The sequence below is a fragment of the Rhizobium sp. X9 genome (assembly GCF_018873185.1).
Lineage (GTDB): Bacteria > Pseudomonadota > Alphaproteobacteria > Rhizobiales > Rhizobiaceae > Agrobacterium > Agrobacterium oryzihabitans.
On record NZ_CP071311.1, the window covers coordinates 1,701,753 to 1,725,265 of the forward strand.

24 protein-coding genes are annotated in these 23,513 nt (G+C 59.5%); 7 read left to right on the forward strand and 17 right to left on the reverse strand.

Annotated features, from left to right (window positions below; all coding sequences use genetic code 11):
* Positions 1-112 precede the first annotated feature (112 nt).
* Positions 113-1,261, reverse strand: coding sequence for a hypothetical protein (locus tag JZY08_RS08340; protein ID WP_216329895.1), 1,149 nt, complete (start codon positions 1,259-1,261; stop codon positions 113-115).
* A 110-nt stretch (positions 1,262-1,371) separates the two neighbouring features.
* On the opposite strand from JZY08_RS08340, the gene JZY08_RS08345 reads away from it, so the two are divergent.
* The 3 genes from JZY08_RS08345 to JZY08_RS08355 all read left to right on the forward strand — a co-directional run bounded on the left by JZY08_RS08345 (position 1,372) and on the right by JZY08_RS08355 (position 3,451).
* Complete coding sequence (locus JZY08_RS08345) at positions 1,372-1,623, forward strand: hypothetical protein (RefSeq protein ID WP_035242371.1); 252 nt, start codon at positions 1,372-1,374, stop codon at positions 1,621-1,623.
* Positions 1,624-1,769: 146 nt separating this feature from the next.
* Entirely contained in the window at positions 1,770-2,105 is a 336-nt protein-coding gene (gene grxD / locus JZY08_RS08350) for a Grx4 family monothiol glutaredoxin (protein ID WP_003520429.1), read from the forward strand.
* Between the two features lie 137 nt (positions 2,106-2,242).
* On the forward strand, positions 2,243-3,451 hold the full coding sequence (locus JZY08_RS08355) for a multidrug effflux MFS transporter (RefSeq protein ID WP_003495349.1): 1,209 nt from the start codon (positions 2,243-2,245) through the stop codon (positions 3,449-3,451).
* Positions 3,452-3,679: 228 nt separating this feature from the next.
* Here the strand turns inward: JZY08_RS08355 and JZY08_RS08360 are convergent, their stop codons facing one another.
* The 5 genes from JZY08_RS08360 to rpsD form a co-directional block, all read right to left on the reverse strand.
* Positions 3,680-4,504 (reverse strand): inositol monophosphatase family protein, encoded by an 825-nt coding sequence (locus JZY08_RS08360; protein WP_003495348.1) that lies wholly within the window; start codon positions 4,502-4,504, stop codon positions 3,680-3,682.
* A 29-nt stretch (positions 4,505-4,533) separates the two neighbouring features.
* Positions 4,534-5,361: an inositol monophosphatase family protein gene (locus JZY08_RS08365; RefSeq protein WP_082182529.1), complete on the reverse strand. Its 828-nt coding sequence runs from the start codon at positions 5,359-5,361 to the stop codon at positions 4,534-4,536.
* A gap of 16 nt (positions 5,362-5,377) precedes the next feature.
* Positions 5,378-6,301 (reverse strand): tRNA 2-thiocytidine(32) synthetase TtcA, encoded by a 924-nt coding sequence (gene ttcA / locus JZY08_RS08370; RefSeq protein WP_216331531.1) that lies wholly within the window; start codon positions 6,299-6,301, stop codon positions 5,378-5,380.
* A 65-nt stretch (positions 6,302-6,366) separates the two neighbouring features.
* Positions 6,367-7,296: a glutaminase gene (locus JZY08_RS08375; protein WP_003495341.1), complete on the reverse strand. Its 930-nt coding sequence runs from the start codon at positions 7,294-7,296 to the stop codon at positions 6,367-6,369.
* 69 nt (positions 7,297-7,365) lie between these two features.
* Positions 7,366-7,983 carry a 30S ribosomal protein S4 gene (gene rpsD / locus JZY08_RS08380; RefSeq protein WP_003507896.1) on the reverse strand — a complete coding sequence of 206 codons (618 nt, stop codon included), beginning with the start codon at positions 7,981-7,983 and terminating at the stop codon, positions 7,366-7,368.
* Between the two features lie 451 nt (positions 7,984-8,434).
* On the opposite strand from rpsD, the gene JZY08_RS08385 reads away from it, so the two are divergent.
* Positions 8,435-9,418, forward strand: coding sequence for a TerC family protein (locus JZY08_RS08385; protein WP_216329896.1), 984 nt, complete (start codon positions 8,435-8,437; stop codon positions 9,416-9,418).
* Between the two features lie 190 nt (positions 9,419-9,608).
* Here JZY08_RS08385 and JZY08_RS08390 read toward each other — a convergent pair whose 3' ends face one another.
* The 8 genes from JZY08_RS08390 to JZY08_RS08425 form a co-directional block, all read right to left on the reverse strand.
* Entirely contained in the window at positions 9,609-11,126 is a 1,518-nt protein-coding gene (locus JZY08_RS08390) for an ATP-binding protein (protein ID WP_164056566.1), read from the reverse strand.
* A gap of 126 nt (positions 11,127-11,252) precedes the next feature.
* Positions 11,253-12,140: an EamA family transporter gene (locus JZY08_RS08395; protein WP_216329897.1), complete on the reverse strand. Its 888-nt coding sequence runs from the start codon at positions 12,138-12,140 to the stop codon at positions 11,253-11,255.
* A gap of 37 nt (positions 12,141-12,177) precedes the next feature.
* Positions 12,178-12,813: a LysE family translocator gene (locus JZY08_RS08400; protein ID WP_216329898.1), complete on the reverse strand. Its 636-nt coding sequence runs from the start codon at positions 12,811-12,813 to the stop codon at positions 12,178-12,180.
* 53 nt (positions 12,814-12,866) lie between these two features.
* Entirely contained in the window at positions 12,867-13,175 is a 309-nt protein-coding gene (locus JZY08_RS08405) for a HigA family addiction module antitoxin (protein ID WP_216329899.1), read from the reverse strand.
* Between the two features lie 310 nt (positions 13,176-13,485).
* Positions 13,486-13,725, reverse strand: a complete 240-nt coding sequence (locus tag JZY08_RS08410; protein ID WP_035242365.1) for a hypothetical protein — start codon at positions 13,723-13,725, stop codon at positions 13,486-13,488.
* 378 nt (positions 13,726-14,103) lie between these two features.
* On the reverse strand, positions 14,104-14,925 hold the full coding sequence (gene murI, locus JZY08_RS08415) for a glutamate racemase (RefSeq protein WP_003495324.1): 822 nt from the start codon (positions 14,923-14,925) through the stop codon (positions 14,104-14,106).
* Entirely contained in the window at positions 14,909-15,742 is an 834-nt protein-coding gene (locus JZY08_RS08420; RefSeq protein ID WP_216329900.1) for an RNA methyltransferase, read from the reverse strand. Before JZY08_RS08420 ends, murI begins: the two co-directional genes overlap by 17 nt.
* 114 nt (positions 15,743-15,856) lie before the next feature.
* Positions 15,857-16,387: a hypothetical protein gene (locus tag JZY08_RS08425; protein WP_216329901.1), complete on the reverse strand. Its 531-nt coding sequence runs from the start codon at positions 16,385-16,387 to the stop codon at positions 15,857-15,859.
* Positions 16,388-16,601: 214 nt separating this feature from the next.
* Between JZY08_RS08425 and JZY08_RS08430 the strand changes: the two genes are divergently transcribed.
* Positions 16,602-17,816, forward strand: a complete 1,215-nt coding sequence (locus tag JZY08_RS08430; RefSeq protein ID WP_035242772.1) for an NADP-dependent isocitrate dehydrogenase — start codon at positions 16,602-16,604, stop codon at positions 17,814-17,816.
* Between the two features lie 32 nt (positions 17,817-17,848).
* Here the strand turns inward: JZY08_RS08430 and JZY08_RS08435 are convergent, their stop codons facing one another.
* Positions 17,849-18,460: a TetR/AcrR family transcriptional regulator gene (locus tag JZY08_RS08435; protein ID WP_216329902.1), complete on the reverse strand. Its 612-nt coding sequence runs from the start codon at positions 18,458-18,460 to the stop codon at positions 17,849-17,851.
* Positions 18,461-18,540: 80 nt separating this feature from the next.
* Here JZY08_RS08435 and JZY08_RS08440 point away from each other — a divergent pair, with 80 nt between their 5' ends.
* Together JZY08_RS08440 and JZY08_RS08445 are read left to right on the forward strand one after the other, a co-directional pair.
* Positions 18,541-19,077 (forward strand): DUF1772 domain-containing protein, encoded by a 537-nt coding sequence (locus JZY08_RS08440; protein WP_216329903.1) that lies wholly within the window; start codon positions 18,541-18,543, stop codon positions 19,075-19,077.
* A gap of 387 nt (positions 19,078-19,464) precedes the next feature.
* Positions 19,465-20,091: a glutathione S-transferase family protein gene (locus JZY08_RS08445; protein ID WP_216329904.1), complete on the forward strand. Its 627-nt coding sequence runs from the start codon at positions 19,465-19,467 to the stop codon at positions 20,089-20,091.
* Between the two features lie 76 nt (positions 20,092-20,167).
* On the opposite strand, the gene JZY08_RS08450 is transcribed toward JZY08_RS08445, so the two are convergent.
* Together JZY08_RS08450 and alaS are read right to left on the reverse strand one after the other, a co-directional pair.
* A complete protein-coding gene (locus JZY08_RS08450) occupies positions 20,168-20,551 on the reverse strand; it encodes a VOC family protein (protein WP_216329905.1) in 384 nt (127 codons plus the stop codon).
* A gap of 67 nt (positions 20,552-20,618) precedes the next feature.
* On the reverse strand, positions 20,619-23,282 hold the full coding sequence (gene alaS, locus JZY08_RS08455) for an alanine--tRNA ligase (protein ID WP_216329906.1): 2,664 nt from the start codon (positions 23,280-23,282) through the stop codon (positions 20,619-20,621).
* Between the last annotated feature and the right edge of the window lie 231 nt (positions 23,283-23,513).

The window sequence follows — 23,513 nt, forward strand, 5'->3', positions numbered from 1 at the left end:
GTTTCACTGTCCTGCCTGAAGCAAACGCACGAAGGCTCAGGACTAAAATCAAAAGCCCGCGTGATACTCTCATGCGGGCTTTTTCTTGTCCGGCAGAAGGGGACGTAACCGCTTACAAAACGGGCGGGCTCTGCGAATCCAGATCGGCGAAGGTTGCGGCCGGCAAAGGCCCTGCCGTCAAAAGGGTGAAATCGTAACCGGATTTACGGTCCGGCCCCAGAACATATTGCCGGTGCATGCGCAGGAAGTTGCGCTTGTTCTTCTTATAACGCTCCGGCGAAAGCGAGTGCTTGAAACGGATCGGCACGATCTTCGGCTGCGGCGCATCCTTGTGGCCGGTCAGCGCAACCGTGTTGCAGCGGTAGAGGTGGATCGGATCGGTCAGACACTGGATATCGAACCATGTCACCTCCGGGTGATGCGCGATCGTGCCGACGCTCTGTCGCAGCCTGTCCGCACTCGACAGCAGCGCGCATTGCAGGGCAGCACCACCGAGCGTGGCAAAGGACAATTTCCGGCCATCCAGCGCATCGGGTTCGAGTTCCAGCACACGGCCGATCACGGCGAGCGCGAGGCTGGCGCCCATGCTGTGGGAAACCACCAGAACCTCATCTGCGGGCTGCTCCAGCGCCGTCAGAACAAGTGCCGCCCTCTCCTCTATCCAGTCACGCGCAATCGGCTCATCGCGGCCGACCGCGAGCGCGAAGCGCCAGTCCGCATAAAGATGCAGGGTGTGAAACCGCTCCGCAAATGGCAGGAACGCCTTCACGAAAAACAGCGCGGCGGCGGGAAGGCTGATCGCAAACAGCCAGAGCGGCAAACCAAAAAGCCATGGTGAAAGCGCAATGCCGACAGCAAGCGCACCGCCGACAAGCATCAGCAAAAACGGGAAGATGAAGAACAGGCCAAAACGCCAGGCATGGCGGAAATAGCGCGCAGCACCGCCCTCACTGACAATGCCCGCCCCGGCCTTGAACCCGAGCCATGTCTGCCGCCAGACGGGCGCATCCCGCAACTGCGAGATAACGTCGTTATGGTCATAGACAAAAATCTCCGAACGCGTCCGCCAGTCGCCCGCCGAAGCCTCCACCGTGAATGTTTCACCCGCCGGCGAAGTCTCCAGCGCTCCCACCTTATAATCTACATCCCATGTCTTGCCGGCCAGCGCCGCTGCCCGCTGGTAACGCAGGTGATGGGCCGCCGCATCGAGCGGATCGAAACCGGGGAAATAAAGAACAAGTCGTGACTTGACGGTCGGCATGCATAAACCTTCAGGCTAGAGACACCCGAAAGCATCGCTTGATACAGTGGGCGATGCACGTATAGTAAAAATCGCGACGGAAATGTGATTTATTTATTGGCGAGGGAAATTTGTCTGGCATCGTCGATCAAGTGCTCAACGGCGTCGTCAAGGGCGCACTGTCTGAAATCCTCACCAAGACCGGTCTTCGCAAGACCCGCCGCACCCGCCGCCGGACAAAAAGCAACACGTCCCTTGCAGGCGGAATCGTCGGCTCCGTGCTGGAAGCAGCAATCAACGCCGCGGTCAAACCCACGCCGGCCAAGAAACAGGTGAGCAAAAGACGCACCGCCGCCGCGCGCAGCAGACAGCGGCTTCGATGAGCCAAACAACGGGCTTTTCCGAGCTGTGACGCATTGCAACACCCACGCATTTTTTCCGTCCGACGGGTGGAAATCGCGCCGCGACATGTTATTTAGGGACAAAGAAAAAGCAGCGGCCTTGAACCGCATGTGAAAGGAATAGGCCTATGAGCGGCATTCACGATATGATCGACAGCGAAGTGAAGAGCAACGACATCGTTCTTTTCATGAAGGGAACCCCGCAATTCCCGCAGTGCGGTTTTTCCGGTCAGGTCGTACAGATCCTCGATTATCTCGGCGTCGACTACAAGGGCATCAACGTGCTTGCCGATGCCGATATCCGTCAGGGCATCAAGGACTATTCCAACTGGCCGACCATCCCGCAGCTCTACGTCAAGGGCGAATTCGTCGGCGGCTGTGACATCGTAAGAGAGATGTTCCAGTCCGGCGAACTTCAAAACCACTTCCAAGAACAGGGTATCAGCGTCCGCGGCGCGGCCTGATTTCGGCCGGTTCATCCGGCCCACCCTGATTGTCAGAAAACTATGCCAGGCGTTGCTTCATGCAACGCCTTTGCCGTTCTTTTTGGGGCAATCCTGTGACAGAACTTTCACAATCCACCACTTCGCGCGCAGGCTCGATGGGGCGCACGGAATTCATCGCGCTCGCCGCGATGCTGATGGCGCTGAACGCGCTTGCCATCGACATCATGCTGCCCGGCCTTCAGGAAATCGGTGCATCGCTTGGCGTCGTGAATGAAAACCACCGCCAATATGTCATTTCCACCTATCTTCTCGGCTTCGGCGTCGCACAGCTTCTGTACGGCCCGATCTCGGACCGTTTCGGACGCCGCAAGCCGATGCTCGTCGGTCTGGCAATCTACATCATCTCCGCCATTGCGGTGGTCTTCGTACCGTCATTCTCCGGCCTGCTGGTCCTGCGTTTCATTCAGGGCATCGGTTCGGCGGCAACGCGCGTCATCACCATCTCGATCGTGCGTGACATCTATGGCGGCCGTCAGATGGCGGAAGTCATGTCGTTGATCATGATGGTGTTCATGGTCGTTCCGGTCATTGCACCCGGCACTGGCCAGATCGTGCTGTTTTTCGGTGACTGGCATCTGATCTTCGCCTTCATGGCGGGAATTGCCGCCGTCGTGACGGCCTGGATGTATTTCCGCCTGCCGGAAACCCTGCATCCGGACGATGTCCGCCCCTTCACCGCCCGTTCGGTGCTTGGCGGCTTCAAGATCGTGCTCACCAACCGCATCGCGCTCTGTTACACGCTCTCCAGCACCTTCATCTTCGGTGCGCTGTTCGGCTTCATCAATTCGGCTGAACAGGTCTATAAGGGCATTTACGGGCTCGGTGCATGGTTTGCGGCGGCCTTTGCGGGCGTTGCTTTGTTCATGGCCTTCTCGTCCTTCATCAATGCAAGGCTGGTCGGCAGGTTCGGCATGCGCAAGCTGTCGCACGGATCGCTGCTGGGCTTCATCGCCATCACCTTCATCTGGCTGCTGGTGCAAGTGATGGGCCCGGAACCGATGCCCTTTGCGATCTTCATTGTGTTCTTCGCGCTCGCCATGTTCCAGTTCGGCTGGATCGGCTCGAACTTCAACTCGCTCGCCATGGAGCCGCTCGGCCACGTCGCCGGCACCGCCTCCTCCGTCATCGGCTTCATGGGAACGGTCGGCGGCTCGCTGATCGGCGCAGCCATCGGCCAGGCCTTCGACGGCACGGCGCTGCCCATGGTGGCGGGCTTCTTCGTCGTCTCCATCATCGGCCTCGTCTTCGTGCTGATCGGCGAAAAGGGCGTGCTGTTTCAGGCGCACAACAAGCCGACACGGTAAGGGCGGTTAGAAAAATAAAAGGGCGCGGAATTCTGTTCCGCGCCCTTTTTATTGATTGATGGTTCACGTCATACGCATTCCGTCACCCCGGACTTGATCCGGGGTCCAGCCCAAGTCTTTGGGCTAAGAAGAGTCTTCCGCCACGCAGACGCGCGGCTACTGGATGCCGGATCAAGTCCGGCATGACGGGCAAAAACCGTTCCGCCCGGCCCCTTACACAACACCGCCTCAAACCGTGAAAATCTTCTCGCGCAGCAATTCCCAGGTCTCCTGGTTTGGCGCCAGCAGCAGGCCGCCATCCGTGTGGCGCGGCAGATAGGGCGAGCCGTCGAGGCGCGCGGCATAGGCGCCCGCTTCCTGCGAGAGCAGCGTGCCGGCCAGATGGTCCCAGGGCATCAGCTTGTTATACATCAGGAAATGCATGTGGCCGCCGCAGAACAGGCGGTATTCGTGCGCGGCGCAACGATAGCTGGTGAAGAGGCGCACATCCGCGAGGTTCATGAGGATCTTGCGGCGTGTCTCCACGTCAAAATAACCGGTATTGGCGATGCCCACCATCTGCGACAGTTCAGGCGCGGGTACGACGGACATCTCTGTCTGCGTACCATCGGCGCTGCAAAGCCAGGCGCCGGAGCCCTTTTCGGCAATAGCCCAGTCATTGCCCATCGGATCGAAAATCAGGCCGGCAACGGTCTCGCCCTTGGAGATGACGCTCATCATCACGCCGAACAGCGGCAGGCCTGAGGCGAAATTGTAGGTGCCGTCAATCGGATCGACCACCACGGCAAGATCGGCATCGGCAAGCTTGCCAAGCAGCGAGGCATCTGCCGCAACGGCCTCTTCGCCGATGAACAGAGCGTCCGGCATGATTTCCTGCACGCGTGCGCGGATCAACCGTTCTGCAGCCTCGTCGGCCTCGGTCACGAGGTCGATCGCCTCGCTCTTTATCCTGACGTCGCCCTCACCCAGATTACGGAACCTCGGCAGGATTTCCACTGCCGCCGCCTCCTGAAGCGCATTGGCGAGAGAGGCGATGTCGAGTTCGATAGCCATGGGCGATATCCTTCCTTCTAAGCGTAAAACTATAAAGCCACGATTTCCCGGCGCAGCATCTTCCAGCTTTCCTTGTCGGGCGCCGACAGGATGCCACCCGTCGTCTGTCCCGGCCGGTAGGGCGTATTGTCGAAACGGGCCGTATAGCCGCCCGCTTCCTGATGAATGAGAACACCGGCAAGATGATCCCAGGGCATCAGCTTTTCATGGCCGATGAAGTGCAGCTTGCCAGCGGAGGCAAGCCAATATTCATGAGCCGAACAATTGATTGAAAGCGCCATCTTGATCTTGGCCATATTGGCGGCGATCACCGGGCGGCGATCTTCATGGCTGTGACCCCAGGAAAAGATGCCGACCATTTCGGACAATGGCACAGGATCGGCGACCTTGAGCTTTGCCTGCGAGCCATCCCTGCGGTTGAGAAACGCGCCCTCACCTTTCAGCGCGATGATGGTATCGCCCATGACGGGATCGTGGATGATGCCCGCGACCGTCTCACCCTTGACGGTGACGGCGAGCAGCGTGCCGAAAGCGGGAAAGCCCGAAGCATAGTTGAAAGTGCCGTCGATTGGATCGATCACGAAGGCGAAAGGCGCATCGGCAAGAGCTGGAATGACGGATTGATCCGCATCATAGGCCTCTTCGCCAACGATATGGGCCTTCGGAAACCGTTGCAGAAGAGCGGCGGTTATCGCCTTTTCCGTAAGAATATCCGCCTCGGTGACGAGATCGACGGCGGAGGTCTTTTCGGAGATCGCGCCAGCGTCGAGATTGCGGAAGCGGGGCATTATTTCCTGGCGGCCGGCAGCGGCAACGGTGGAAATCAGAAAGTCGATATCTTTATCGGAAAGGGTCATCGCGCGGGGCACTTCTTCATAAGGGAGGGCGGGCCTCCGTACGCTCTTCAGGTGACGCCCCGGTGACAGCGAGCGCGGAAAAATCAAAAAGCTTCGGATCGAGCAGATGCGACGGATTGACGTGGGCAAGCGCCCTCAGCATCACATCCTTGCGGCCGGGCATGCGCCTTTCGATGTCGGCCAGCATCTCCTTCATGGCATTGCGCTGAAGCCCGTCCTGCGAGCCGCAGAGGTCGCAGGGAATGATCGGGAACTCCATCGCCGCCGCGAATTTCGCCATATCTTCCTCGGCGCAATAGGCAAGCGGGCGCATGACCATCAGGTCGCCCTCGTCGTTCAGCAGCTTCGCCGGCATGCCGGCGAGCCGGCCACCATGGAAGAAATTCATGAAGAAGGTCTCGAGAATATCCTCGCGGTGGTGGCCGAGCAGCAGCGCGTCGCAGCCCTCTTCCCGCGCGATGCGATAAAGATTTCCGCGCCGCAGCCGCGAACAGAGCGAACAATAGGTACCGCCGGACGGCACCTTCTCCTTCACCACGGAATAGGTATCGCGATATTCGATGCGATGGGCGACACCGATCTTCGCCAGATATTCCGGCAGCACGTGCTTGGGAAAATTCGGCTGGCCCTGATCCAGATTGCAGGCGATGAGTTCGACAGGCAAAAGGCCGCGCCACTTCAGATCGAGCAGCAGCGCCAACAGCCCATAGCTATCCTTGCCACCGGAAAGGCCCACCAGCCAGCGTTTCTGGCCGCTCAGCATGCCGAAATCGGTAAAGACCTGACGCACATTGCGCAGCAGACGCTTGCGCAGCTTGTTGAACGAGACCGAACGCGGTGCATTGTCGAACAGAGGATGCGAGCTGCCGTTTTCCTCGGGCGCGTCCTGATCTGCCTCGACCTTATCGGCGATGTCATCGATCCTGGTGAGAATGTTCATCATTAGCTCGCTCCGGCACGACTGCCGTTCTCAATGCAGGCAAATGCCCGCATCTGCCTGCAATATCAAGCCCCGAATACCGACCAGCCGGTTTTCGTCGCCAGCATTTCCAACGCATGTGACCCAAGCGCCGAATTGCCCACTTTGTTGAGACCCGGCGACCAGACGGCAATGGACGCCTTGCCCGGCGCAACCGCCATGATGCCGCCACCCACACCACTCTTGCCGGGCAGGCCGACATGATAGGCGAAATCGCCCGATCCGTCATAATGGCCGCAGGTCAGCATCAGCGCATTGATGCGCCGCGCCCGCCGGTCTGACACGACCGTATGGCCGCTCAGCGGATTGCGGCCGCGATTGGCAAGGAACAGCCCGGCGCGCGAGAGCTGCGCGCAGGTCATGGACAGCGCACATTGGTGAAAATAAACGCCCAGCGTATATTCGACGGGGTGATGCAGATTGCCGAAGGACCGCATGAAATTGGCGAGTGCGAAATTGCGGAAACCCGTCGCCTGCTCGGATTTCGCCACCGTGTCGTCAATGCTGATCGTGTCATCGTCAGCGAGATAACGCACGAAGCGCAAGAGTTCGCCGATCGCCTCACGCGGCTGGTGGCCGGAAAGAACGATATCCGTCACCACGATGGCGCCGGCATTCACGAAGGGATTGCGCGGAATGCCGTGCTCATGCTCCAGCTGGACGATGGAGTTGAAAGAAGAGCCTGAAGGCTCTCGCCCCACCCGGTTCCACACGGTCTCTCCCGCCTTGCCGAGCGCCAGCGTCAGCATGAAAACCTTGGAAATGCTCTGGATCGAAAACGGCGTGAGCGCATTGCCGGCCGTATAGGTGGTTCCATCGACAGTGGTGATGGCGATGCCGAACTGGTTCGGATCGACCTTGGCGAGCTCGGGAATATAGTCCGCAACTTTGCCCTCGCCCAGCCGCGGCACCATGCTGTCGTAAATGGAATCGACGATCGCCTGAATGTCCTGCATGCAAAGCCTTCCCCAGCAAACAAAAAAGCCGCCCCGAGGGGCGGCTTTCTCAATACTGAAACGCGTCGATTAACGCGAGTAGAATTCGACGACCAGATGCGGTTCCATGACGACCGGGTACGGAACATCAGACAGAGCCGGGATGCGAGCATAGGTCGCAACCATCTTGTTGTGATCGACTTCGATGTAATCAGGAACGTCGCGTTCTGCGAGCTGAACGGCTTCGAGAACGGTCACCAGCTGCTTGGACTTCTGGCGAACTTCAACAACGTCGCCCGGCTTGCAACGGTAAGAACCGATGTTGACGCGAACGCCGTTAACCGTGACGTGGCCATGGTTGATGAACTGACGCGATGCGAAAACGGTCGGAACGAACTTGGCGCGGTAGACGATGGCGTCCAGACGCGACTCGAGCAGGCCGATCAGGTTCTCGGAGGTATCGCCCTTGCGACGGTTTGCTTCGTCGTAGGTGGCGCGGAACTGCTTTTCGCGCAGTTCGCCGTAGTAGCCCTTGAGCTTCTGCTTGGCGCGCAGCTGCGTGCCGAAGTCGCTCATCTTGCCCTTGCGGCGCTGGCCGTGCTGGCCCGGGCCGTATTCGCGGCGGTTTACCGGAGACTTCGGACGGCCCCAGATGTTTTCGCCCATGCGGCGGTCGATTTTGTACTTAGCCGATTCGCGCTTGCTCATCGTATTTCCTTCTCAAAAGGTTATGCCGGTCTGTTACCAAACCGGTTTAAGGAAACACGCCCTCCTCTGAAGCCCGTTTCAGGGCCTCTGACAGGCTTCTCACATGCAAATGGAGAAACCACGGGACATGTCGGTGATATTGACCGCCGAACGTCAGTTATTAAACTGCAGGGCAGTCAACAAAACACACCGGACATCACTGCCCGGCGTTGGGGCGGCTTCTAAACATGTTTTACAAATTTGTCAAACAAAGCCTGCCGCTTTTTTCTCGAACCGGCCCTTGAAAAGCCTGAAGGCTCTCCTATCTCTCCCTCGTGATCAGAACTCGGGCCCCTCTGGCGTGTTACCGGACAACACGTGATGTCGAGTTTCTTTAGGTTGGGGCCCACGTATATTCTTGACACACGTTCCCCATCCGCAAAGCCAACCTCGTCCGGCTAAAGGTTGACTGATGGAGTTCCTCCTCAACGATTTTCTCGGTACCCCCACATGGATGTGGGCGGTCTTCATTTCTCTTGTCCTTGGCCTCCTGGCGCTTGATCTTGGCGTATTGCACAAGAATTCCAAGGAAATCGGCATCCGTGAAAGCCTGCTGATGTCAGGCTTCTATATCGCCATCGGTTTGGCCTTCGGCGGCTGGATCTGGTACCAGTCCGGCCAGCAGTCGGCGATGGAATATGTCACCGGCTTCGTGGTCGAAAAAAGCCTGGCGATGGACAATATCTTCATCATCGCCATGATCTTCTCCTATTTCGCCATTCCCCGCCAATATCAGCATCGCGTGCTGCTCTGGGGCATCCTCGGCGTCATCGTCCTGCGCGGCATCATGATCGCCGGCGGTGCGGCCATCGTCGAAAACTTCCACTGGGTGCTTTATCTCTTCGCGGCCTTCCTCGTCTTCACCGGCCTCAAGATGCTGTTCTCGTCCGACCATGACGAATCGGACATCGGCAACAACCGCATCCTGAAATTCCTGCGCAGCCGCCTGCCGGTGACGGAGAAGCTGCATGGCGAGAAATTCTTCGTCAAGGAGACGGATACGACCACCGGCAAACTCAAGACCTTCGTGACGCCGCTCTTCCTGGCTCTCATCATGGTCGAAATCGCCGACCTTATCTTCGCGGTCGATTCGATCCCGGCGATCTTCGCGATCACCACCGATCCCTTTATCGTCTACACCTCGAACATCTTCGCGATCCTCGGCCTGCGCGCCCTCTATTTCGCGCTTGCCGCCCTGATCCACCGCTTCGCTTATTTGAAATATGCGCTGGCTGCGGTTCTGGTCTTCGTCGGTTCGAAAATCTTCGTGGCCGACATGCTCGGCATCGCCAAGATCCCGCCGGCAGTCTCGCTCGGCGTCACCGTCGCCATCCTCGCAACCGGCATCATCGGTTCGCTGATTGCGACGCGCAAGGAAGCAAAGGCCATCGAATAAGGATGAGCAAGATGAGGAGGCGGTAACGCCTCCTCACACGCCGTCACCCCGGACCTGATCCGGGGTCCAGCGCGATCAAGTCCTTGATCGCAAAAGACCCTACTCACGGCGCAGACGCGCCGTGGCTGGATGCCGGATCAAGTCCGGCATGACGGGTAAGTATATCGACGCAGACAGACCTGCCGTAACTTCACTCCGCCGCCAGCCTCGCATCATCCTCCGCCGCATCCGCATCGCCGGGTGCGGTCTTTGCATCGAGATCGGGAAAAGCCACAATGCGCTTGCCGGAGAAATCGGCATGCACCACCACAAGCTCCTTCTCCTCGAAATAACCGAGCAGCCGGCGCGCGCGGCGGGCGGAATGGGTGCCATAAGCGCGAGCAATACGGGCATCCGACGGGCAGGGTTCTTCACCCAGCGCCGCCTTGACCAGCAGCAGGAAAACCCCCTGCAGATCGTCGGAAACCGACATCGACAGCTCCAGCGCCTTCTGCCAGCCTTCGCTTGCCGCCATCGTCGCATCCACGCCTGAGCGTGCAATCGCCACCTGCCGGCGGAAATCCGCAAGCGTCATCGGCGTTCCGGGAATACGGCGCATGCGGGCGCGCACCAGAAAATCCTGGTACAGCACGGCATCGGTGCGATAGGCCGATTGCGGATCGTCGAGAATTTCGACCAGCACAGCGGCGATCTTCTCCTCGCGCTCCTCCGGCGTCAGCTCCGGCTGGCCAGCACGCGGAGACTGTTCCGGCGAGGGACCGCCGACCGCAGGGGTGGAACGGGAGAGTTCGGCCAGAATATCGGTTGTCGGGCGCGGCGCCGGCGGCGTGCGGCGCGTGGCGGGTCGCGTGAACTCTTCCGGGTCCGGCGTGAAGATCAGGTCTTCCACATCCTGGGGCGCATCCGGCAGCGGCATCAGCTTCGGCGAGGACGAGCGCGCCGAGGTTTCCACGGCACCGATGACGATCGGCAGCGGGCGGCGCGACAGCGCAGGCCCAAGCGCCACGAAATTGCCGCGCTGCAGATCGCGGAACATTTCCGCCTGTCGCCGGTCCATGCCGAGCAGATCGGCAGCGCGCGCCATGTCGATATCGAGAAAGGTGCGGCCCATCAGGAAGTTGGAGGCTTCCGCCGCCACGTTCTTGGCAAGCTTGGCAAGACGCTGCGTGGCGATGACGCCGGCAAGCCCGCGTTTACGGCCACGGCACATCAGATTGGTCATGGCGCCGAGCGAGGCCTTGCGGGCATCTTCCGTCACCTCGCCGCCGACGGAGGGCGCAAACATCTGCGCCTCATCCACCACGACAAGCACCGGATACCAGAATTCACGATCCGCATCGAACATGCCGTTGAGGAAGGCGGCGGCGGCCCGCATCTGCTGTTCGATATCAAGGCCTTCCAGCGTCAGCACGCAGGAAACGCGGTGCTGGCGAATGCGGTTGGCGATGCCGGCAAGTTCCGCTTCGGTACGCTCGCCATCCACCACCACATGGCCGAACTTGTCGGAAAGCGTGACGAAATCACCCTCGGGATCGATGATGACCTGCTGCACCCATTGCGCCGATTGCTCCAGCAGCCGGCGCAGAAGATGCGACTTGCCGGAACCGGAATTGCCCTGCACCAGCAAACGCGTCGCAAGCAATTCCTCGATATCGAGCTTGGCCTGCTGCCCGCCCGATAGGGTTCCCATGTCGATGCCGACCTGCAATGTTCCGTTCCTCGTGCTGCATGTCATCCGGCCGATTCCCTTGACGGCGGCCGAACATGCTCTTTACCAAAAAATCGCCGGTTGCGTCTGCCCCATGCCGATAATGCACAGGCAATTACGCCCCATCTATGCGGCTCCGGATGAGACCCGCAAAAATGAAAGCCGCCTGCCGAACACATTCAGCATCAGTCCGGTGATAACCAATGCGGCACCGACCACTTCGAAGACGGTGATATGCTCCGCAAAAGCGAGATAGGCGCTGATGAAACCGACAATCGGCACCAGCAGCGAAAACGGCGCCACCGTTCCGGCCGGATAACGCAGAAGCAGGTAACTCCAGATGCCCGCGCCGACGATGGTCGCACCATAGGCCATGTAGATCACCACGAAAGCCATCGTCGGCGTTGCGTTGAGCAACCCTTCCGCAATCGCATCAGGTCCTTCCACCACAAGCGAAAGCAGGATCAACGGCAGAACGGGCACAAGGCTCGTCCATGCGACGAAGGAGACCGCGTTCACCTGGCCGATGCGGCGATTGACGATGTTGCCGCAGGCCCAGGCAATGGCCGAGCCGACGCCCATCAGGAGCGGTATCAGCGCTGCGGCCGTCATGCGCTCCACGCCAATGACCGCCAGCCCGCCAAAAGCAACGATCGCGCCGATGATCTGTGACGGCAACGGCCGCTCGCCGAGAAACACCACGGCCAGCGCCAGCGTGAAGAAGGCCTGCGACTGCATGACGAGCGAAGCAAGCCCCGCAGGCAGGCCGAACTTGATGGCCGGGTAAAGCAGGCCGAACTGCACGAAACCCATCGCCATGCCGTAAACGATCATATGCCGCCACGGCACGTTGGGTTTCGGCAGGAAGAATATCAGGGGCACGGCCGCAAAGAGATAACGCACGCCCGTCAGAAACAAAGGCGGCATGTCGGCGACGCCCACCTTGATGACGACGAAGTTGAAGCCCCACAAAAACACGGTGATCAGGGCGAGAAGAATATGCGGCAATGCCATTTTGTTATGTCCGAATTTCAGGCGATCGACGGGCGTTTTACACCGAAACCGCCCTCTTCCAGCCGAAGGCAACAAGACCGGCGCCGATCAGGAGACCGCCACCCGTGCGGTTGACGATGCGCTGAACCTTCGGTTTGCGGATCGTATTGCGGGCGGCACTTGCCAGAAGTCCATAAAGCGCCGCGTTCACGGTGGCAAGCACCAGGAATGTCGCTTCGAAAATCAACACCTGCGGCCAGAATGGCAGCGTCGGCACCAGAAACTGCGGCAGGAAGGCCACGAAGAACACGATGCTCTTGGGGTTCAGCGCCGTCACGATATAGGCATGCAGGAAGATTTTGAGCGGTCTTTCACGGCCCGTCACGCCCGTGTTTTCCGCCGCGTCACCAACCGGCGAACGCCACAGCTTGATGCCGAGATAGATGAGGTACGCCGCACCGATCCATTTCAGACCAGTGAAAAGCGCCGCCGATGTTGCAAGCAGCGCCCCGAGCCCCAGCATGGAAGCCGTCATGGCGGTGAAATCCCCAAGCGCCACACCCGTTACCGTCGCGGTGCTTGCCTTGCGGCCGTGGCCCAGCGCATAGGAAATTACCAGCAGGATCGTCGGTCCCGGAATGGCAAGCATGATGGCGGATGCGGCCACGAAGGCCAGCCAGTTCTCAAGCGGCATGATGAAATCTCCCTTGCGCGATTTTGGGAGCAAGCCACCAAAAGCGCCCGGCATCAAGCCAAATTTTCGGAGATCATGCCGCCTTTGTCATCTAGCGGCCGAACGGGTGGCTGCTCCCGTTTCATCGCTTGTGCGAGATCGTAATTCGACTGCATGGCAAGCCATGCCCGCGCCGTGCTGACGCCGGCCCGCTCCAGCCGCAAGGCAAGGTCGGGACTGATCCCTGCCCGCCCGTTTAGCACACGAGAAAGCGCTACGCGCGACAGGCCGAGCCTTTCCGCAGCTTCTGTCACGGAAAGCTGAAGTGCGGCAATGACCTCCTCCCGTAGCAATTCACCAGGGTGAACCGGAAATTTCATCATTCGAACCACTCCCTTCAATGATAATCAAAGTATCACGCATCATTCGACGACGGCAGCTGTTGATCGAAATCCCGCGAGACAGGTACTTTTGGGCGACATGACAGCCCCAAGCTCCGTCACCCCGGACTAGATCCGGGGTCCAGTGCGATCAAGTCTTTGATCGCAAGAGGCTCTTCTCACGGCGCGGACGCGCCGTGGCTGGATGCCGGATCAAGTCCGGCATGACGGAGAACGCATTTTGGCTGTCATTAGCCATCCAAACTAGCGACGGAGCCTCCGCGACACCTTTTACTGAGGAGGCCGCCACGGATCAAAACCGCGGCGCCCAGTAAGGCGGTGCCCAGTCCCGACGCACCTTCCGCTCGGATGGCTCGACGCCGATATCGTCCAGCAGGCGTTCCGGCAGATCGGTAAGATCGGTCGGTGGCGCGCGCGGCACGAGGGCGGCGACGATGACCGCCCGCAGGGTCTTCCAGACGCCGAATGTGACGAACAAACGATCGACCGCATCCGGCAGCGCATATACTACCATTGGTTGATTTTTCTGCATGGGGAATCCATCCCGGCGCGGCAAAGCGGCCAGGTCCTTTATCGATGGAAAACGACATGCCGGGAGCGCGTGGGGCAGCCTGTCGGCCACGCGGACGCACAATCAGATGTCGGACGAAGTGAGAATGCCAAACGGCAGGGAAATCAGGCCATAAGCCTTATCGGAGGTCGATGCCTCGGGACATGTAACCACCGATGACCATGCCGGAAATGCCAGACATGCCGTTAAGGCGCATATTCATGTAATCAGTCATTCCACGCCTCCTTTTATAGCGGTTACAGACAAGATGCATCTTACACAAGATGCCGGACGCGACAAGAGGTCGCAATCTCGAATTGCAAAACTCAGATGGAGAAGATGCAAAAATGCAACACACACTCAGCTCAACGAGACACTGAGCCCGAAACCTTGCATCAGCCGCCGCGTCGCGAAATCCGGCTTGCCGGAGGTGAAGACGGCGAAGTCGAAACCATCGGGATGTTCCGCATCCTGCGGCAGCGGCACCAGATGACGCGCGCGCCTGGCAATCGCTTCCGCCGGATCGAGCCAGTCGACCGGCCAGGGCGCCAGCCTGCGAAACACATTGGCCATGAAGGGATAGTGGGTGCAGGCAAGCACGACGATATCGGTGCGCTTGCCGTCGCTGTCGATGAAGCAGGGCTCGATTTCGGCAAGCACGGCTTCGTCGGATATAGCCTCGCCCCTGATCCAGCCTTCTGCCATGCGTGCCAGATTTTCCGATCCCACGAGGCGGACATGGCATTGCGTGGCGAAGGACTGAATGAGGTCGCGCGTATAGGCGCGTTTGACGGTGCCCGGCGTCGCCAGCACGGAAACGAGACCGGAGCGGGTGCGTTCTGCGGCGGGCTTGATGGCGGGAACGGTGCCCACGAAGGTCATGTCCGGAAAGCGCGCCCGAAGATCTGCCCCGGCCAGCGTGAAGGCGGTGTTGCAGGCGATGATGCAGACTTCGGGACTGTAATCTTCAAGCAGCTTTTCGAAGAGTGAGAGAATGCGCGCCTTCAGCGCCTCCTCTTCCCAGCCGCCATACGGGAAGCCCGCATCGTCGGCTACATAGATGAAGCCGCGCTCGGGCATCAACACCCGCGCTTCGCGCAGAACCGTCAGCCCGCCAATGCCGGAATCGAACACCAGCACCGGTTTCAGCACGTCGGCCGCGGCCTCACTCGTCTTCAGCATTCTCCCCTGCCCTTTCGGCCGATGGCCCCGCTGCTCTTCCCGTCTGCTTCGGCCACTGCCGCGGAAAACGGTCGAGCGAATTGATCACGCCACGGACAACACTGATTTCCTGCTCGGAAAAGCCGCGTCTCGACAGCACCGCGCGCAGATTGTCGACCATTTTCGGCTTTTTTTCGGGCGGATGAAAATAACCGCGCGCATCGAGCGCTTCCTCTATGTGCTCGAACAGGCCGAACACCTGTTCCTTGGTCGAGGGCCGCTGCTCAACGGACTGGAAAAGCGTTTCACCCAGATCGTCCATGCCGGACTTCATCCATTCATAGGACATCAAAAGCACGGCCTGCGCGATGTTGAGCGAGGCGAAGGCGGGGTTAACCGGAAATGTCACGATCTCGTCGGCCAGCGCCACTTCCTCATTGGTCAGGCCCCAGCGCTCACGTCCGAACAGGATGCCGGTTCTTTCCCCCGTCTTGAACTTTGCCCGCAGCGTTTCGGCGGCGGTGACGGGCGCACGCACCGGCTTGAAACCGTAACGTTCGCGTGCGGTCGTGGCGTAAACAAAGTTGAGATCCCTGATCGCCTCTTCAAGCGTCTCGAACACCTTCGTTCCGTCGATGACATGATCGGCCTTGGAAGCGGCAGCCCGCGCCTTCTCGCTCGGCCAGCCGTCACGCGGATTGACCAGACGCAATTCGGCAAGGCCGAAATTGGCCATCGCCCGCGCCACCATGCCGATATTTTCGCCGAGCTGCGGTTCGACCAGAATGATCGCCGGGCCTTCCGCCACAAGTTCAAGCTCGCTGTTTGTGCCTGCCATCGTCGTTTGTCCGTGTGTTGAAGCGTCGCATCGGTTTTCGAGCCGAAGCGCTAAAGCGCGCTTCACTGGCACAGATCGGCGCTAAAATCAAAGGCGGAGGGATGCAAGCACCCCTCACTCCCCCTTGATGATCGTCGCCATCTCTTCGCGCAGCGAATCCCTGCCCTCGTCGCCAACCCGGTGAATGTCGCTGATGACCGGCCGGCCATCTTCCTCGATGACATCGAAATGCACCTCGTCGACCGTTGCCTTCATTTCCGCCTCGTCCATGCAGGCCCAAAGCTTGAACTTCGCCGTCACATCCGTCACGCCGTCCTTCACTGCACCCGCGGTCACCGACACATCCTCCAGCGGGCAACCATCCTGCGAATTGGTGACGACGTCGTAACCGAAGGGGTCGCCTGTCTCGCCACTCTCGGCCTCATAGGCAGGCTTCTTGGAGGCTTCGCGATATTGCGCAACGAAGTCCTTGCTGAACAGGCTCACCAGCATGTCCTCGTCGAAGATGTATTTCCAGTTCTCGGCATCGCCGGACCAGTTCTTGACGGTGATGTCCATCACCTTCTGGACGGGATCGGCAGGCCCCGCCGCAAGGGCGCTATGGGAAAAGAGGACGGCGGCAGTCAGAAGCAGAATATTCCGCATGATGTGATCCCGGGATAGGCCCGATGGCGGGCGAAGCGATTCGCCTGACTGTATTCCGGCATTGTGGTTTGGCAATGCGCAAAGCGTTATTGCGCTGCGCCAAAAAAGCGCCCCCCATGGCTTTGCCTCAGGCGCGTGCGATGCTATAGCCGCACCGGATATTTTTCCGACTATTGGCGTTATCAGGCGCCACAGCTTCGAAGGTGAGGAATTCATGGCAAAGATCAAGGTAGCCAATCCGGTCGTCGATCTCGACGGCGACGAAATGACCCGTATCATCTGGCAGCTCATCAAGGACAAGCTGATCCTGCCATACCTCGATCTCGACATCGAATATTACGACCTCTCGGTTGAAAACCGCGACGCCACCAACGACCAGGTCACCATCGATGCGGCACACGCCATCAAGAAACACGGCGTCGGCATCAAGTGCGCGACGATCACGCCGGATGAGCAGCGCGTCGAGGAATTCGGCCTGAAGCAGATGTGGAAGAGCCCGAACGGCACCATCCGCAACATTCTGGGCGGCGTCATCTTCCGCGAGCCGATCATCTGCAAGAACGTTCCGCGCCTCGTTCCCGGCTGGACGAAGCCGATCGTCGTCGGCCGTCACGCCTTCGGCGACCAGTACAAGGCAACCGATTTCAAGTTCCCCGGCAAGGGCAAGCTGACGATCAAGTTCGTCGGTGAAGACGGCACGGTCATTGAAAAGGACGTCTTCGACGCCCCGAGCGCCGGCGTTGCACTCGCCATGTACAACCTTGACGAATCCATCCGCGAATTCGCCCGCGCATCCATGATGTACGGCCTGATGCGCAAGTGGCCGGTCTACCTGTCCACCAAGAACACCATTCTCAAGGCTTATGACGGTCGCTTCAAGGACATCTTCGAAGAAGTCTACCAGAACGAGTTTAAGGCGAAGTTCGACGAAATCGGCATCACCTACGAGCATCGCCTGATCGACGACATGGTCGCCTCCGCCCTGAAGTGGTCCGGCGGTTACGTCTGGGCCTGCAAGAACTACGATGGCGACGTGCAGTCCGATACGGTTGCCCAGGGCTTCGGTTCGCTCGGCCTGATGACCTCCGTTCTTCTGTCGCCGGACGGCCGCACGGTCGAAGCCGAAGCGGCACACGGCACGGTGACGCGCCACTACCGCCAGCACCAGAAGGGTCAGGAAACCTCGACCAACTCGATCGCGTCGATCTTCGCCTGGACCCGTGGCCTTGCCCACCGCGCCAAGCTGGATGACAATGCCGAGCTGGCGAAGTTCGCGACGACGCTCGAAACCGTCTGCGTCGACACTGTCGAAAGCGGCTTCATGACCAAGGATCTGGCGCTCCTCATCGGACCGGACCAGCCGTGGCTCTCCACCACCGCCTTCCTCGACAAGATCGACGAGAACCTCAAGACGGCGATGGCGGCTTAAGCCTCTTTGCTCAGCAGCTTTAAAACCCGGCCTCAGCGCCGGGTTTTTTCATTCGTGCCATAGAGCCGGAATATCAGCATCGCGGCGCGCGCCGATCGCGCCCTTATGTCCTCTTCCGTCGGAAGGCCAATCGCACCCGTGGCGCGTCTGATCTGCAAATCCCCAACGAGAAGCGACAACCAGATTTCCGCAGGCTCTTCCGAAGCCTCGACACATATGGCGCCCTGCTGCGCCAAAGCCGCAAAATATATGGCAAGCTTCGGCATGACATGGCTACGGCCCTTAGCCGAGAGAAATTCGCCGAGCGTGGTTTCGCTGCCTGCCTCCGCCGCCGCCACCCTGTTGAGCAGCACCGCCCGTTCTCCCAAAAGCACCGTCAGGAGATCGGCCCCGAAACGCGAGAGCTCGCCAACGCCATCCGCCGCCTCCGCCGATGGCAATACCAGCGTTGCGGCATTCTCGGCGACCATGGCTTCGTAAAGACCGGCCTTTCCCCCGAACCAGCCGTAGAGCGTCTCCTTTGAAGACCTGCTCACCTTTGCCAGCGCCTGCATGGAAAACGCGGCGTAACCGTCCTGCGCAAGCATGGCGAAGGCGTGCTCGACAATTTCACGCCGGCGTAATTCCTTGCTCTCGCTTCGCATCAGCACTCCCTTGACAAAAACCGTACAGATACGTACGGAATATCCGTACGATAGCGTACGGATATTCTATGGAGATTTTCATGTCCAGCTCATTTCTGCATGACATAAAAACAAAGCACTTTCCCGCACTGGAAATGACAAGAGAACCGGCGCGCATTGCCCTGCGCCTTTTCGCGCCGCTTAGTCTTGGCATCATGGCCGGTTTTTTCTTCGCCTTCAGCAATCCCGTCATGATGGCCTTCCAGCAACTGGAGGCGGATATTTTCATTCAGGCGTTCAACGGCATCAATATCAGCGTCCGCAACGGCATTTTCTTTGCGGCCTTCTTCGTTCCGCTCGCCGTGCTTCTCGGCGCAGCACTCATCGACCGCGACAGCCGGCTGCTATGGGTCGTGGCCCTGGTCATCTACGCGGTTGTCGTGATCCAGACCCGCATGGTCAATGTGCCCATCAACGAGTTCTTCAAGACGGTTTCGACTGAAATACCGAGCGACTGGCAGGAACTGCGTGACCGATGGGCGCTTTCCAACCTCGTCCGCACCGTGCTTACCACCCTCGCCTTTTTTGTGGCGCTGCTTGCTGCCACAAGACATGGCAAAAGACGCATGGCCGCTTAACCCGCACCACACTCGCTGCACATCCGCCGACCCTTCGAGGAAAGACGTGATCACGTCCTGACAGGCGGCATGAAATATCCAGGAAACAAAAACCCGGCCGCAACGCCGGGTTTCTTTTTTTGTTCACAGTATCTTGATTAGACGTTGCACTAGGCGCAAACTTCCATTCCGCACCGTGCCGCGGCCAGCACAACAATAAGACAAAGCTGAAACAGCATTTACTCACACATGACTTGCCCGGCACAGTCAAAATTTCAACGCAGCGTCGGCGCAAACCTGAAAGACGCGCGAATGATGCCGCGGACCATAAAAACGCACCGTGACAGCAAGAAATCCGCACCGGTTTTCTCATGATGCTTAGGCGATTTTGCTTGGGGAGGCAAAGCCATGAGTGAGTTGATCTTCTACACAAATCCCATGTCGCGCGGTCGCATCGCGCGCTGGATGCTCGAAGAAGTCGGCGTTCCGTATAAAACGGAGATACTGGGCTTCGAAACCTCGATGAAATCGCCCGCCTACCGGCTGATAAACCCGATGGCCAAGGTGCCCGCCATCAAACACGGCGATACCATAGTCACCGAGGCGGCGGCGATCTGCGCTTATCTCGCCGATGCTTTTCCGGGCGCCAATCTCGCACCGACGCCGAAAGCGCGCGGACTTTATTACCGCTGGATGTTCTTCGCCGCCGGACCGCTGGAAATGGCGGCCAGCATGAAGGCGATGGGTTTTGAAGTGCCGAAGGAAAAGCTGCGCATGGCGGGCTGCGGCAGCTATGCGGATGTGATGAACACCCTTGAACGCGCCGTCAGTGAAAACCGCTATGTCGCCGGCGATCTTTTCACCGCGGCGGATGTCTATGTCGGCGCCCATGTCGGCTGGGGACTGCACTTCGGCACGATCGAAAAACGTCCCGCCTTCATCGATTACATGTCGCATCTGACCGACCGCCCGGCCTTCAAGCGGGCCGCCCAGCTGGATGACGAAGCGGCGAAGGATTTGCAGGCAACGGGATAAACAGCCCGCCCCTTTTGCAACAAATCAACCGTGGTCCGTGCGGACGCCGTCTGTCGGGCTCGATCTTCGCGACGGGTTACTCCCCGGATTGGCCGAGCGGCTCTCCGACCTCTATTGCATGCCCATCCGGATCGTAAAAACGAAACACCCTTTGGCCCCAGGCCTGCCGCTCAAGAGGATGAACAAGCTCCACATGCGGCGCGATGCTTTGAAAAGCCGCTTCCACATCCGCATGCTCGAAATAAAGCAGCATGTTTCGTCTGCCATAGGGCTCTTCCGCACCCCGCGACGTCCGCCAGACCGTCTCTTCAAGCGACCGCCCATCATGAATTGCAAAGCCGGTTTCGAAGAGGACGAAATTCCCGAAATCCTCCACTATGGTGAGGCCGAGCCTGTCACGATAAAATTCCTTGGAGCGATTGATATCGCGCACGAAAGGGATGGGATTTACAAAGCGCATCGCATTCCTTTCGGACCATCCAGAATAAAAAGGCGGGGTAAAACCCCGCCTCTTCAATTCTTCCAGATCATGCAGCGAGCGCCGCAGCCACCGCTTCGATGGCCTCCTGCGCCTTGGCGCCATCCGGGCCGCCGGCCTGCGCCATATCAGGGCGTCCACCGCCACCCTTGCCGCCAAGAGCGGCAGAGGCCGTGCGGACGATATCGACGGCGCTGAAACGGGCCGTCAGATCTTCGGTCACGGCGGCGACAGCGCTCGCCTTGCCATCTTCGGAAACCGCAATCAGCAGCACGACGCCGGAACCGAGATTGGCCTTGGCTTCATCGGCAAGACCCTTGAGGTCCTTGGCATCGATGCCGGACAGGGATTTTGCGAGGAAATTGACGCCTGCAACCTGCTGGACGTCATTGGCGCCGGCATCCGAAGAACCGCCACCCATGGCGAGTTTCCTGCGGGCATCCGCAAGCTCGCGCTCCAGCTTCTTGCGTTCGTCGAGAAGGCCCTCGACACGCGACAGCACATCGCTCGGCTGCACCTTCAGCGAAGAGGCCAGCGCCTTTACCCGCTCATCCTGCTCGGCGAGATAGGCAAGCGCGCCCTGCCCCGTCACGGCTTCAAGACGACGCACACCTGCACCGACGGCGCTTTCGCCGAGAATGCGGATAAGGCCGATCTGGCCGGTTGCGGCAACATGGGTGCCACCGCAAAGCTCGACGGAATAGGGCCGGTTGGCTTTCGCCCCCTGCACGCCGGTGCCCATGGACACCACGCGAACCTCATCGCCGTATTTTTCACCGAACAGCGCCATGGCGCCCTCGGCAATGGCGTCGTCAACGCTCATCAGACGCGTGACGACCGGCGAATTCTGCAACACGATCTCGTTTGCCATTTCTTCGACAACCTTCAGCTCTTCGGCCGACATCGGCTTCGGATGCGAAACGTCGAAGCGCAGGCGCTCGGGCGCGACCAGCGAACCCTTCTGGGCCACATGGGTGCCGAGTACCTCGCGCAGCGCCTCATGCAGCAGGTGGGTGGCGGAGTGGTTGGCGCGCAGACGGGAACGACGGTCATGATCGACCGTCAGCTGCACGGCTTCGCCGAGCTTGAAGCCGCCCTTGGAAACGGTGCCCGTATGCACGAAGAGGCCTTCACCCTTCTTCTGGGTGTCGGAAACGGTAAAGGCGCCATTGTCCGAGGAGATCACGCCGGTATCGCCCATCTGACCACCGGACTCACCATAAAACGGCGTTTGGTTGACGACGATCTGCACCGTTTCGCCATCGGCGGCGCTGTCAACCGACTTCCCGTCCTTAACGATCGCCTGAATGACGCCTTCGGCGGTTTCCGTGTCATATCCCAGGAATTCACTCGCGCCGAATTTTTCCTTCAGCTCGAACCAGACGGTTTCCGTCGCCTTGTCGCCGGAGCCGGCCCAGTGCGAGCGCGCTTCCGCCTTCTGGCGCTCCATGGCATCCGTAAAGCCGGAAATATCGACGCCGATTTCGCGGGCGCGCAATGCGTCCTGCGTCAGATCGAGCGGGAAACCATAGGTGTCGTAAAGCTTGAAGGCCGTTTCGCCGTCCAGCATGTCGCCCTTGTGCAGTGTCGAAGTGGCGTCGGAAAGCAGCGAAAGGCCGCGTTCCAGCGTCTTGCGGAACCGGGTTTCCTCAAGTTTCAGCGTCTCGGAGATCAGCGCCTCGGCGCGGACGAGTTCCGGATAGGCGCGGCCCATCTGCTGCACCAGCGCCGGCAAAAGCTTGTAGATCAGCGGCTCGCGCGCGCCGAGAAGTTCGGCATGGCGCATGGCGCGGCGCATGATGCGGCGGAGAACATAACCGCGGCCTTCATTGGACGGCAGCACGCCATCGGCAATCAGGAAGGCCGAGGAGCGCAGATGGTCGGCGATCACGCGGTGGCTGGCGCGCTTTTCACCCTCCGCCGGAACGCCGGTTGCTTCAACGGAGGCCGAAATCAGCGCGCGGAACAGATCGGTGTCGTAATTGTCGTGCTTGCCCTGCAGCAGCGCGGAAATACGCTCGAGACCCATGCCGGTGTCAATCGACGGGCGCGGCAGGTCGATGCGTTCTTCCTTCGTCAGCTGCTCATATTGCATGAAGACGAGGTTCCAGATTTCGATGAACCGGTCGCCATCCTCTTCCGGCGAACCGGGCGGGCCGCCCCAGATATGGTCGCCGTGGTCGTAGAAGATTTCCGAGCAGGGACCGCAGGGACCGGTATCGCCCATGGCCCAGAAATTGTCACTGGTCGGAATGCGGATGATGCGGTCGTCGGAAAAGCCGGCGATCTTCTTCCAGAGATCAAAGGCCTCGTCGTCAGTGTGATAGACCGTGACCAGCAGACGGTTACGATCGATGCCGAATTCCTTGGTGATCAGGTTCCAGGCGTGGGTGATCGCCTCTTCCTTGAAATAATCGCCGAAGGAGAAATTACCGAGCATCTCGAAGAAGGTATGGTGGCGGGCCGTATAACCGACATTGTCCAGATCATTGTGCTTGCCGCCGGCGCGCACGCATTTCTGCGCCGATGCCGCGGTGGAATAGGGACGGCTTTCAAGACCGGTGAAGACGTTCTTGAACTGCACCATGCCGGCATTGGTGAACATCAGTGTCGGATCGTTGCGCGGCACCAGCGGGCTGGAGGGCACGATCTCGTGTCCGTTCTTCTTGAAGTAGTCGAGAAAGGTCGACCGAATTTCATTCACACCGCTCATGCCCACACACCGCTCACAGCTGGAGTCCATCACCGCCATCGGAAACGATGGCTCTATTGCAAAATCACTGGCTTTTATCGTTCGCATCCTGCCCTGTCCAGCCATGGAGGCGAAGCAAGACATATAGGCAAAGAAAAAGGGCCACGCGAAGAAAAATCGCACGGCCCCTTTTGATCTATACAAGTTCTGCGAAGTCTCCGGGCGAAGATGCCCGGACCTTCGCGAAATGCA